This window comes from Streptococcus danieliae, assembly GCF_013415245.1.
GTDB lineage: Bacteria > Bacillota > Bacilli > Lactobacillales > Streptococcaceae > Streptococcus > Streptococcus danieliae_A.
The window spans coordinates 1-12,229 of record NZ_JACBXX010000152.1; the positions used below are offsets into that span (position 1 = coordinate 1).

At 45.1% G+C, this 12,229-nt stretch carries 15 protein-coding genes and 1 rRNA gene; all 16 read right to left on the reverse strand.

The annotated features are described in order from the left end of the window. Positions 1 to 116 (reverse strand): 16S ribosomal RNA (locus HZY94_RS07330); the annotation flags it as partial. A gap of 360 nt (positions 117 to 476) precedes the next feature. Beyond that, a complete protein-coding gene (locus HZY94_RS07335) occupies positions 477 to 1,166 on the reverse strand; it encodes a methionine ABC transporter permease (protein WP_179925643.1) in 690 nt (229 codons plus the stop codon). 4 nt (positions 1,167 to 1,170) lie between these two features. Then, positions 1,171 to 2,232 (reverse strand): methionine ABC transporter ATP-binding protein, encoded by a 1,062-nt coding sequence (locus HZY94_RS07340; RefSeq protein WP_179925644.1) that lies wholly within the window; start codon positions 2,230 to 2,232, stop codon positions 1,171 to 1,173. 399 nt (positions 2,233 to 2,631) lie between these two features. Continuing rightward, a complete protein-coding gene (locus HZY94_RS07345; protein WP_179925656.1) occupies positions 2,632 to 3,486 on the reverse strand; it encodes a MetQ/NlpA family ABC transporter substrate-binding protein in 855 nt (284 codons plus the stop codon). Positions 3,487 to 3,634: 148 nt separating this feature from the next. Continuing rightward, positions 3,635 to 4,489 carry a MetQ/NlpA family ABC transporter substrate-binding protein gene (locus tag HZY94_RS07350; RefSeq protein ID WP_179925645.1) on the reverse strand — a complete coding sequence of 285 codons (855 nt, stop codon included), beginning with the start codon at positions 4,487 to 4,489 and terminating at the stop codon, positions 3,635 to 3,637. Positions 4,490 to 4,689: 200 nt separating this feature from the next. Continuing rightward, on the reverse strand, positions 4,690 to 5,511 hold the full coding sequence (locus tag HZY94_RS07355) for a transporter substrate-binding domain-containing protein (protein ID WP_228064587.1): 822 nt from the start codon (positions 5,509 to 5,511) through the stop codon (positions 4,690 to 4,692). A gap of 115 nt (positions 5,512 to 5,626) precedes the next feature. Next, positions 5,627 to 6,343: a YebC/PmpR family DNA-binding transcriptional regulator gene (locus HZY94_RS07360; RefSeq protein WP_179925647.1), complete on the reverse strand. Its 717-nt coding sequence runs from the start codon at positions 6,341 to 6,343 to the stop codon at positions 5,627 to 5,629. 69 nt (positions 6,344 to 6,412) lie between these two features. Further along, positions 6,413 to 7,510: a nucleotidyltransferase gene (locus tag HZY94_RS07365; RefSeq protein ID WP_179925648.1), complete on the reverse strand. Its 1,098-nt coding sequence runs from the start codon at positions 7,508 to 7,510 to the stop codon at positions 6,413 to 6,415. Continuing rightward, entirely contained in the window at positions 7,507 to 8,244 is a 738-nt protein-coding gene (locus HZY94_RS07370) for a class I SAM-dependent DNA methyltransferase (protein WP_179925649.1), read from the reverse strand. Before HZY94_RS07370 ends, HZY94_RS07365 begins: the two co-directional genes overlap by 4 nt. 87 nt (positions 8,245 to 8,331) lie before the next feature. After that, complete coding sequence (gene rsfS / locus HZY94_RS07375; protein ID WP_179925650.1) at positions 8,332 to 8,685, reverse strand: ribosome silencing factor; 354 nt, start codon at positions 8,683 to 8,685, stop codon at positions 8,332 to 8,334. A 3-nt stretch (positions 8,686 to 8,688) separates the two neighbouring features. Beyond that, complete coding sequence (gene yqeK / locus HZY94_RS07380; protein ID WP_179925651.1) at positions 8,689 to 9,279, reverse strand: bis(5'-nucleosyl)-tetraphosphatase (symmetrical) YqeK; 591 nt, start codon at positions 9,277 to 9,279, stop codon at positions 8,689 to 8,691. After that, positions 9,276 to 9,908, reverse strand: coding sequence for a nicotinate-nucleotide adenylyltransferase (locus HZY94_RS07385; protein ID WP_179925652.1), 633 nt, complete (start codon positions 9,906 to 9,908; stop codon positions 9,276 to 9,278). The genes yqeK and HZY94_RS07385 overlap by 4 nt, the downstream gene beginning before the upstream one ends. 12 nt (positions 9,909 to 9,920) lie before the next feature. Next, on the reverse strand, positions 9,921 to 10,232 hold the full coding sequence (yhbY, locus tag HZY94_RS07390; RefSeq protein WP_160332553.1) for a ribosome assembly RNA-binding protein YhbY: 312 nt from the start codon (positions 10,230 to 10,232) through the stop codon (positions 9,921 to 9,923). 46 nt (positions 10,233 to 10,278) lie between these two features. Beyond that, the gene (gene yqeH, locus HZY94_RS07395) at positions 10,279 to 11,388 is read right to left on the reverse strand and encodes a ribosome biogenesis GTPase YqeH (RefSeq protein WP_179925653.1); all 1,110 of its coding nucleotides are present in this window, start codon (positions 11,386 to 11,388) and stop codon (positions 10,279 to 10,281) included. Continuing rightward, positions 11,389 to 11,916, reverse strand: a complete 528-nt coding sequence (locus tag HZY94_RS07400) for a YqeG family HAD IIIA-type phosphatase (RefSeq protein WP_179925654.1) — start codon at positions 11,914 to 11,916, stop codon at positions 11,389 to 11,391. A 33-nt stretch (positions 11,917 to 11,949) separates the two neighbouring features. After that, entirely contained in the window at positions 11,950 to 12,156 is a 207-nt protein-coding gene (locus tag HZY94_RS07405) for a hypothetical protein (protein ID WP_179925655.1), read from the reverse strand. Positions 12,157 to 12,229: the final 73 nt, after the last annotated feature.

Here is a 12,229-nt window from a genome sequence, read left to right on the forward strand (position 1 = left end):
TTACTCACCCGTTCGCAACTCTTCCAAAAGAGCAAGCTCTTTCTTCAGCGTTCTACTTGCATGTATTAGGCACGCCGCCAGCGTTCATCCTGAGCCAGGATCAAACTCTCATCAAAAGTTTGAGCTACTGCTCATTTCTGTCACTGACAGATTTATTGTTTTTTTCTTGCCGGGCACTATTTCTAGTGTCCCACACATTGGTATTCGTCTTGTTCAGTTTTCAAAGGTCATGTCTCTCACGAGACAACTTCATTAGTTTATCAAAACCTCAAATCTTTGTCAACACTTTTTTGAAAAATTTTTGAAGTTTTTTTGGCTTGGTTCGGATGAACCGAACCTTTATCCACTAACTGTCCCGTTTAAGGAACTCTTCCTTCAGGACTTTCTTAGTATACAACACTACAACTTTCTTGGCAAGACTTTTTGCTCATTTTTTTTAAAAAAATTCTCAGAGGAACAAATCCCCTGAGTTTCTCTTACTTATGACTCACTTTTTTAGTGATGAAGTCCCCAATAAATTGAATGGTAAAAATCAAAATAATAATCAAGACTGTTGCTAGAATGGTGACATCATGATTATAACGGTTATAGCCGTAGGCAATGGCGACATTCCCTAGTCCACCGGCACCAACTGCACCGGCCATGGCGGTCTCAGCTACTAGGGAAATCAGAGTTACCGTTGTCACCCGGATTAAATCGGGTAGTCCTTCGCTCAGGTAGACGCCAATGATATCTTTGGTCGTTGCTCCGCTGGCTTGGGCCGCTTCAATGACGCCGGAATCTAGCTCTGCTAAAACAACTTGGACTTGACGGGCAAAAAAGGCATAGACAGCAAAGGAAAGCGGAACAAGAGCAGCGTTTGGCCCAATACTGGTTCCAACAAGGGTTTGCGCTAATGGAGAAAGGACCGCCAATAAAATAATGAAGGGAACAGCCCTGAAAATAGAGGTGATCTTGTCCAAGACCCAATAAACCCACTTGTTTTCCAAAACGCCACCTGGTGCGGTCAAAACCAGCAAAAGACCGGTCACAAGTCCCAAAAATCCACCAATCAGAAAGGCATAGAAGGTCATATAGAGGGTCAAATAGATGGCTGTACCCCAACCGGCTTGTCCAGACCAGCCCATTTTATAAACATTTGGTAGATAGGTTTCAATAATATTCATCTTATTATCCTTCTTTCAGAATCTTTATACCAACTCCAGACTCCTTCAAGCCCGCATGCGCCTTACTCAGGCTTTCTGGTGTTCCAGAAAGAATCACAATCAATTCGCCTACTGGAGTATGGTCGAGAATTTCAATATTTCCAAATAAAATATTGGCTGTAACCTCATAATGCTTGGAAAGATCATGAATAATAGCTTGGTCTGTCGCATTTCCGGAGAATTTCAAGTGTACCAATTCTTGCCCAGCTGGCAAATGACGGACACTTTCCTGTTGGTAAATTTTCCGCAAAGCTTCTTCAATCCCGGTAGCTGTTTCCATAAAGTCCTGGGTCAATTCATTCTTAGGATTGCTAAAAATTTCCAGAACACTGCCTTCTTCGATTAAACGACCATCCTGCATCACAGCCACACGATTGGCTATATCCTTCACGATCTGCATTTCATGAGTAATCATAATGATGGTTAGTCCCAAACGTTCATTCAGTTCCTGGAGGAGTTTCAAGATCTGCTTGGTTGTTTTAGGATCTAAGGCAGAAGTCGACTCATCGGAAATCAAAATCTTGGGATCATTGGCCAAGGCCCGCGCAATCGCCACCCGTTGTTTCTGTCCACCGGATAGCTGAGATGGATAATTTTCTGCGCGATCCGCTAGTCCCACCAATTCCAACAGTTCCTTAACCTTTTGGTCCTTGGCTTCCTTGCTCAAACCAGAATGCTTCAGGGCAAAGGCAACGTTCTCGGCGGCTGTTTTTTGGCTCATCAAATTAAAGTGTTGGAAAATCATCCCGATTTCGCGGCGTTTTTCCCTCAAGGCCTGAGCAGATAATTGAACCTTCCCCTGGTCAAAAAAGATTTCATTGTCGACAACTAGACGGCCTTCAGTGGGGGCTTGGAGTAAATTAACCACGCGCACCAAGGTTGACTTGCCAGCTCCTGAATAACCGACGATACCATAAATATCCCCTTTTCGGATATTGAGACTAACCTGGTCAACAGCTGTAATCACTTTATTCTTTTGGCTAAATCGAACACCAATATTTTCTAATTTAATGATGGTTTCTGACATCACATCCTCCTATTCTCAATCCAAAAGAGGCTGGGACAAAAGTCTAGCCTCATTGACTTTGGTTAATAAAATGCCTTTGACGCAGTAGCTGATTGGCCTCTTCGTTCGCTTTTCAAGCTCGGAAGAGGACCTAATCAGCCTTGCGGGGGTGGGACTACGAGGCTGGGACAAAAGTCTAGCCTCTTTGACTTTGGATAACAAAATGCCTTTGACGCAGTAGCTGATTGGCCTCTTCGTTCGCTTTTCAAGCTCGGAAGAGAGCCTAATCAGCCTTGCGGGGGTGGGACTACGAACTAAATTTTTTCAAATTTAGTTCTGTCCCACTCCCTGTCACACTCCCAAACCCCTCTCCTTTGGTTTGTTTTATACTCTTGCTAGTTTGAGTAGCCGATTTGTGGCTTACCAAACAGGTTGGTCCAAACCTTCTGAGGTTTCTTCAATGACTTTCTTAACATCATCTGTATGGTAGGCTTTGATTAATTTCTTCAAAGCGTCTGCCTTATCTGATTTTTCCCAATCACTTTTAGCAGCTAGGATATTGTACCATTGTTGCGAATTGTCATCTGCCACTTCAACAAACAAGGCCTTCTTGAAATCCAAACCAGCTTCTGATACAAAGGTATTATTAACAACCGCTGCATCCGCAGAATCTAGAGAACGGGCTGTTTGGCTCGCATCCAATTCTTTAATATCCAATTTCTTTGGATTTTCTTTCACGTTGGCAATTGTTGCCAATTCTTTACCGGACACATCCAATTTGATCAAACCAGCTGATTGCAGAAGGTAGAGTGCGCGGCTTTCATTGGTCGCATCATTTGGCACGGTGATTGTTGCACCATCTGGAATTTGTTCCACGCTTGTGTAACGGTTCTTGCCATCTTTGGTACCAGAGTAAAGGCGAATTGGCGAAATGATGGTATCTGCAATCGCTACTAGATCGCCCTTATTTTCTTGATTCCAGTTATCCAAGAAGTTGTAGTGTTGGAAGGCGTTGACATCAACATCACCATTAGCAGTAGCAATGTTTGGTTGTGAGTAGTCTGTAAACTCAGTGTATTCCAACTTCACCCCTTCTTTGTCCAAAAGCTCTTCAATTTTTTCCCAGCGTTTTTCTTCTGAATCACTTTTCGCCATCAGACCTACACGGAGGGTATTGGCATCTGAAGAAGAACCTCCCGTATTGGCACAGGCTGCTAAGGTCAGACCAGCTAGGGCTGTCAGCCCTACTACTTTCAAAATCGATTTCAATTTCATCATCAAACTCCCTTTGTTTTTTTCTTGCTACTAGAATAACAGACTCACCCCTAGCTGCCTAGTATGGGATTTTTAAGTGCCTTATAAAAAATTCTTATCAAGCCTAAAAAAGACTCGGATGGCAAATCATCCGAGTCTGACTAATCAATTACCAAACAGGTTGGTCTAAACCACCTGAAGATTCTTCAATCACTTTTTTCACTTCGTCAGTGTGGTAGGCCTTGATCAATTTTTTCAGAGCTGCTGCCTTGTCTGATTTTTCCCAATCCTTTTTAGCGGCTAGGAAGTTGTACCATTGCTTGGCATTGGCATCTGGAACTTCGACAAAGATGGCTTTTTTGAAGTCAATCCCGGCTTCTTGGACAAAGTCGTTGTTCACGATGGCTGCATCAACTGATTCCAAAGAACGAGCAGTTTGACTGGCATCTAGTTCCTTGATGCTTAAGTTCTTGGGATTTTCTTGAATATTTTCAATGGCTGCAAAGGTATCTCCGGAAACATCTAGTTTCAATAGACCTGCAGATTGAAGGAGATAGAGGGCCCGGCTTTCATTAACAGGATCATTTGGAATGGCGATACTACCACCATCTGGAATCTGCTTCACATCTGTGTAACGTTCAGAACCGCCTTTGGTTCCTGAATACAGGCGAAAGGCTGTGAAGTAGGTATCCGCAATTGGTACCAAGCTCCCCTGGTTCTTCTTGTTCCAGTTGTTTAGGAAATTGTAGTGCTGGAAGGCATTGACATCAACTTCCCCATTTTCTGTCGCCTTATTGGGCTGGGAATAGTCTGTAAATTCCGTGTATTCAATTTTGACTCCTTCTTCCTGAAGCAACTCTTCGATTTTATCCCACCGAGCTTCCTCGGTATCACTTTTAGCCATTAAGCCTACGCGAATTGTATTTGCATCTTCTTTAGCCGTGCTGGCTGGGGCACAAGCTGCCAGGGTCAAGGCTGCCAAAGAAGTGAGTCCCACTAGTTTCAATACCGATTTCAATTTCATAAGCAAGCTCCTTTTTCTTTTCTTGCTACTAGCATATCAGAAGGCACTGGTCTAGCCTAGTATTGATTTTTTATCTTAACCATAAAAAGGCTTTATCATGCTCCCTTCCCTCTTCATAAGAAAAACACCCTAAAAGTTAACCATGCGGCCAAACTTTTAGGATGCTCTGGGTTAGAAATCGCGATTCGTTTTCTAATGAATTATTTCAACTCTTCAGCTGTTGGAGCATAGTCGCCACCGAAGAATTCTTTAGACAATTTCGCAAGGGTACCATCTGCTTGAAGTTCTTTGATACGGCCATCAACGAACTTCTTCAAATCATCTTGCCCTTTTGCAAAGACTGGGTAAACAAACGGTTGAGCACTCTCTGGCAATTCAATAATTTTGAGATTGTTCAAACCTTGGTTTTTGATGATGGTTTCAATCGAGATACGGTCAAAAATCTTGTAGTCTGCTTGGCCATCATTCATCCGTGTCATGATTTGCTGGAAGTCAGCACGTGTATAAGACAAGTTGGTTGGATTGTCTGCGTGCTCCTTGTTCCATTCTTCCAATTGCGCAGCTGTGTTGGTTCCTTGAACAACCTCAGTTGTTTTACCACCTAGGTCATCCATTGACTTGATACTTTCATCATCCTTTTGAACGACAAGGACGTTAGGGTTTTTAGCCACAGGGTAAGCGTAAAGATATTTGTTAGCACGCTCTTCTGTATAAGAAATGTTATTGACAGCCATTTGGTAGCGGTCACTATCCAACCCTGCAAACAGACTAGACCATTCTGTCTTTTCAAATTCAAGGTCGTATTTATCGGAGTCTTTGAAGATAGCTTTCACAACTTCAATCTCGTAACCCGTCAACTCACCTTTTTCATCTTCATAGTTAAATGGTTTTGGTGAAGCATTGGTAGCTACGCGGACAACTTCCTTCTTTGCTGCTCCAGAAGAATCTGAGCTATTGTTCGAGCATGCTGCAATCACAAGAGCAGATGTTGCAAGAAGAGCAAGGGAAATAATTTTTTTCAGTTTCATGAAAAACCTCCTTCTAGTTTCTACTTAAGATACTATCAGAAAACAAGGTAAATTTCTACTAGCTTGAATTGCAAAAAAGACCGAAAATAAATTCGGTCTTTGAGAATTCCTAAAATCCTTCTACATTAGTGTAAACTTTTTGAACATCTTCATCATCTTCCAAAACGTCTACCAATTTTTCAAACACAGCTAAATCATCGCCTTCCAATTGAACTTCGGATTGCGGAATCATTTCAAGCTCAGTTACTTGGAATTCCTCGATTCCTTCCGCACGCAAGGTTTCAACTGCCTTGTGAAGATCTGTTGGCGCTGTATAAACAGTGATGCTGCCTTCTTCTGCTTCAACATCGTCCACATCGACATCTGCTTCTAGCAACAATTCAAAAATCGCATCCGCATCATCACCTGCAAAAACAATCACACCCTTGTTATCAAACAAGTAGGAAACAGAACCACTAGCTCCCATATTTCCACCATTTTTACCAAAAGCTGCACGAATATTAGCCGCAGTCCGATTCACGTTAGAAGTCAAGGTATCAACAATTAACATAGAACCATTCGGCCCAAATCCTTCATAACGACCTTCTGTAAAGGTTTCATCCGTATTTCCCTTAGCCTTATCAATCGCCTTATCAATAACGTGCTTGGGAACCTGTGCTTGCTTAGCCCGGTCCACAACGAACTTGAGCGCTGCATTCAACTCAGGATCTGGCTCCCCTTTTTTCGCTGCCACATAAATCTCAACACCAAACTTGGCATAAACTTTTGAGTTCGCGCCATCTTTAGCTGTCTTTTTTGCCACAATATTGGCCCATTTACGTCCCATGTTTTTCTCCTTTTATTACTGCATTCACGCGTTATTATATCACTTTCCAAAAGCTGACGCAAAAAGAATTCATTCCCCACCCCATTGAAGGGGAACCCGTCCAAAATTTTGCTCGCCAATGCCCGCTTGCCCTAGGGCATAAATCTGATCCGCCTTCTGCGTCAGAGCATCCCAGGGCTCCGCACCAATCCGGGTCACCCAATTCACCTGCTTTTTCAAAAGCGCTAGGTGCCTCCGCCCCCGGCCGGAAAATCCCAACACATGTAGGGCTTCTGGCAAGGGAGCTTCTTGCGCCCCAACCAAGATATAAGTCAAGACGCGCCGCACCCGGGCCTTGGTGAATCGCTTGGTGGCGACCGCCGCAACCAGCTCCTCTACTGAATCCACCTGAGCAACTGCCCCCAGCAAACGCTGGGCTACTTCTTCATTAACCTGATAAACATCCTGCAGATTAGGATGGCTCAGAATCTGGTAGCGGACCAAAGGCCAATACAGAGACCAGTCTTGTTGCGGCGCTGCCGCCAGAAAATCCGCTACCGGGCTATGGCGCTGGATAAAGTCTTGGTCTCTCCGGTGATGGCGAAGGGCTGTTGCCGAGGCATAGCTTTGGTCCTTAGCCAAGGAGTGAAAACCGGCTCCTTGGCGTTGGACAGCCTTTAAAGTCAGATTCGTCTCAGCAGCAGCCTTGGTATAGGCCAGGCCGAGAATATGGTTGGGACTTTGACCGGTAAAGGTCAAGCCCAAAAATTTCTCCCAAGCGGCCTGACTCTTCTGCGGAAAGGACAAAGAATCGGGAAGTTGATTCATGTAAGCTGTCATATCACTTGCTTGGGCCCGGTAAGTCGCTAGTAAAGTATTATAGTCCCGAACTTCTTCACTTCCAAAAACCAGCTCCTCGACCCCAGCCCGAACTAAAATATCCACTGCTCCAGCGGCAAAGAAATCAGCCGCTTGAACACTGACTAGAAAGGGCAACTCCAAAACCAAATCGGCCCCTTGGGACAAGGCCATTTGAGTCCGCACCCATTTATCAACAAAGGCTGGCTCTCCTCTTTGCACAAAGTTGCCTGACAGGGCTACGATTTTCAGACCCTCCATTTGATCTAAGAGATAGCGGTGGCCATTGTGAAAGGGATTAAATTCAGCTATTACCCCGCTAATTTTCATGACTTCTCCGCCACGAAGAACCACCGCAAGCTCTTTTCATCAGGGGCTTGATCGGTAAAATCGGCATAGACTTGGATGTTGGTAAAGCCTGCTTGCTCTAGCAAGATTTCATAGGTTAGGAGTTCATAGGTCCTTTCTTCATGGACTTCATCCTTGCGAACAAAACGCCCATCTTTTTCTTTTAAAAAGAAGGTCAATTCATGAACGATGGAATAAGGGGGATCATCTGGGTAGGAATCCCAAACAAAGGCAAAATCTTCCGCATTCTCGTGGTAGCTGTAGCCGGGATAAACTTCCTCCATTTGATAAATGGAATGAACATCAAAGAGGAAGCGACCGCCAGGCTTGAGAACCTGGAAAACCTGCTGAAAGGCATCGCCCACCTCGACTTCATCCTCCAGATAGCAAATCGAGTCTGAATAACAGGTCACCGCATCCACTGGCTCCAAGGCCGGTAAATCGAGCATATTGCCTTGAATAAACTCCACTTGTCGACCGGCCTTCTGGGCTCGTTTCTGAGCCAGCTCAACCATCTCCGGACTCAGGTCCAGTCCCTTAATGCGGTAGCCAGCCTGATCCAGCTTGAGTGATAGAATCCCAGTCCCACAGGCCAGTTCTAAAATATCTTTTGTGTCTGGTGCCAGATGGTTCTGGGTAAAGGCCAACCACTGGTCATACAGTTGGTCATCCATGATTGCATCATAGACACCTGCAAATGTTTCATACGTTGTCATCAGTTATCCCCTATAGTGAAAAAAGAGGACGGCGGAATCGACTACCATCAACACGAGTCTTTCCCAACACTGTCCTCCTCTCTTCCTTTAATCTACAAAGCTGGAAATGTCAACCAGTTCTGCTTCATGCCAAAGTTTTTCTAAATTGTAATCATTGCGGACTTCCTCGGAAAAGACATGGAAGACAACGCCTCCCAAATCCAAGAGAACCCAACCACTGGCTACGTTGCCTTCAAGGGGTCCGACTTCTAAACCAGCTTCTTGAGCCTTTTCACGGACATTATCCGCAATGGCTTCCAGCTGACGGCTGTTCATCGAGCTAGCAATCACAAAATAATCTGTCACACTAGTCAAGCTTTGAACATCTAGGGCTACTAGATCTTCTGCGCGCTTCTCATCAGCAGCTCTGACAACAAGCTCTAATAATTGATTTCCTTCCATTGTTTACCTCTCTAAAAAGTGTCTGTATGCATTGTAGGTTTCCAAGGTTTGGGGATAGATGGGCAGCCGTTTTTTAGCTAAAAAAGCTAGGGTTTCAGCGGTCTCGTAGGCCACTCCTTCTTCTAAGGAAGAATAGGCCAGACGTCTTGCCTCCTCAACTCCTGGAAAATTCCGATCGGCTTCAATATAATCCGCCAAATAAAGAATCATATCTAAGGGGGACATGTCCGCCTTCCCAATGGTATGAACCCGAATCGCTTCCAGGATTTCCTTATCTTTCAAACCGAGCTCGTCCTGGATGGCATAGATCCCAAGGTAACCATGCCAAATGTTGTTGCCCCACTGGAGCAGATCTGGATCTAGCCCGCGCTCTTCAATCAGTGTTTGGAAGTAAGCGTCAGGTTTTTCCTTGGCATAGTCATGCAGCAGCCCTGCCAAGCCAGCCTTGATCGGATCTTGACCATAGGCCTGGGCCAACTGGATGGCCGCCTGTTCCACATTCAAAACATGTTGGAAACGCTTGGGACTAAGAGTCTTCTGCAAACGTTCCAGTAGGTCTTCACGTCCCAAGGGCAGATAGGTTTCATAGGTCATTTGTACAAGCCCTCACGTTTGATATACTGCCAAACCATTTCTGGCAGCAGGAAATTGGGTTCACGACCTGTCGCAATGAAATCACGTACCATACTGGAAGAAATATCCATCAGCGGCACATCTACCCAGATCACTGGATAAGAAGTTCCCGCCTTGTATTTTGGCCGCTGAACGCCGACAAACTGGACCAACTCCAAGAGTTCATCAATCCGGTGCCACTTGGGGAGGTACTCCACCATGTCTGCCCCGATAATAAAGTAATAATCAGTATCAGGATTCGCTTCTGTCAGGATTTTCATACTATCGTAGGTGTAGCTAATCCCCTTGCGGTCCAGTTCCAAACGTTCAATTCCCAAACCTTCTTTGCCATTAAGGGCCAATTCCAACATCATCAAGCGGTGGTGTTGATCAATGGTCTCTTTTTTATCCTTGTGGGGAGGGAGAAACTCTGGCATCAGCAGAACCTGATCCAAGCTCAATTGCTGCCGCACCTGATCCGCTACTAACAGATGGGCATTGTGGACAGGATTAAAATTCCCGCCCAAAATCCCGACTTGTTTGCGTTTCTTCTCTGGTAAATCCGGTTGCAGGGCAACCTTGGTAAAAGGTGTGACTAATTCGAGTGCCATCGTTTCTCCTTGTTATACCTCACGAACTTTAATGGAAAGTTTCCGGTTTTCTTTTTTAGCCGAAGGCTTGAACAGAATCAAGATCCGGCCAATTTTTTGGACAGTGTCCAAGCCAATTTCTTCTTCCAAAGTTTCTGCAACATCATGAATATTTTCATCCGTATTTTGCAACAGGGTTACCTTGATCAATTCACGCGCATCTAGAGCATTGCGGATACTGGTTTTAATCTCATTGTTCAAGCCATTTTTACCAATTTGGATAATGGGCTTCATGTGGTGCGCTTCTGCTTTCAGAAAAGCTCTTTGTTTACTTGTAAGTGACATATTTTTTATACTCCATCTATTTCAAACTCAGCTAGTAGGCGGTAGGCTAAATAATCGCCGGACGTACCAAAACCACCACCCCCTCAGGAGCCCAGGCAACTAGTCGCGCAGCTTCTGGGATCCGGATCCAGCCCAAACCGGAAATCACCACATCGCTTTTCTCGGTAATGGTCAAAGGATGGGGAACCAGTTTTGAGAAGGAGTCCAAATCTTTCTGCCGGGGTGGTTGCAAGAGGTCACCAACATGTTTGTCATAAAAAGCGTCTGCTCCAGCCAATTTGGTCCGGTGAATCTTCAGTTCATTTGCAAAGTAGGCCGTAAAACCTTGGCGCTGACCAGCCTCAAAATCTAAGCGAGCCAAACCTCCGAAAAAGAGGGTCTGCTCAGGATTAAGTTGGTAGGTTTTCGGTTTTAGTTCTTTTTTGGGGCTGACCAACTTGAGGTCCTTGCCTTCTAGGTAGTGGGCCATCTGATAGCGGTGAATGATTCCTGGGGTATCATACATGAAGCGGCCATCCTCTAGTGGAATTTCAATCTTATCCAAGGTCGTTCCAGGGAAACGACTGGTCGTAATCACATTCTTATCCCCAGACAATTCCTGAATGATGGCATTAATCAGGGTCGACTTCCCAACATTGGTCACCCCGACCACATAGACATCCCGCCCTTTCCGATAGCGGTCGATTTTCTCAATCAAATCCTTGATGGCATCCTTGTTTTGGGCACTGGTTAATTGCACGTCAACCGGCCGCAGCCCCTCTTCGTGGGCCCGCTCTGTCAACCACCGTAACAACTTCTTATCCTTGACAGACTTGGGTAAGATATCCTTCTTGTTTCCCACCAGCAAGACATCATTTCCAGCTACAAAACGAGACAGGCCTGGGATCACCGAACCATTAAAGTCAAAAATATCAATGACATTGACTACCAGAGCATCACTATCGCCAACTTCATGCAAGAGGCGGAGAAAGTCCTCATCCGTCATCTCCACATCACTGATTTCATTATAGTGGCGAAGGCGGAAGCAGCGTTGGCAATAGAGTTCTCCACTTGCCACCCCTTTTTCCAAGGCCGCTGGCGGTGTGTATCCCGCTTTTTCCTGCTGCTCGGTTTGAATTTCGGCACCACAGCCGATACAAAATAGTTTTTCCTGCATTTACAATCCTTTGTGAAATTTCATAGGGCCATACTTGGCTTCTAGCTTTTTGAGCACCCGGCGCTCACGTGCCCGATTAAACTTGGTATTAATCGAATCATGCTGCACCAAGGGCTTGACTAGAATCGAGCGAATTCCAGCACGATGGGCTGCCCGAATATCGGTCATCAATTGGTCACCAACCATCACAACCTTGGAGCGATCCACCTGGAGCTTGGACAGAGCACGATTGATTCCAAAGGCAAATGGCTTCAAAGCCCAGTAAACAAAACCAATCCCGAACTTCTCCACAGCCCGCGTCACCCGCTTTTTGGTATTATTGGACACCACCATAATCTGAATACCAGCATCCTGAACCTGATGCAACCAATCTTTCATTTCTGGTGTTCCATCTGGATTGTTCCAAGCAATCAAGGTATTGTCCAAATCAACCAAGACCGCCTCAATTCCCAGCTTTTTTAAATCTGCTACTGCGATATCATAGACCGCCTCTACCGTGTAATCCGGTTTATACTGCTCAATTGACACAAGCTACTCCATTTTCCACTGTACTAGTCTCCATTATACCATATCCCCTTCTTTTGCTTCAAAAGGAAAGCCAAGCCGACCATAGGCCTTCCACAAGGCCCAACCCGCGACCACAAAAGCCGTAAAATCAGCTAGGGGCATCGCATAGGCTAGTCCCGCGACCCCGAAAAAGCGGGGCATCAGCAACCCGACTTTATCACCTAAAAATAGACAAAGACCAGCTAACCCCTTGTGCCCCAAGGGATTTGGCTAGTCTTTTTTCTTATTTGGGTGTTGTATATGGAGCCTTAGCGTAGTTTTTTAGCTCTTCAAA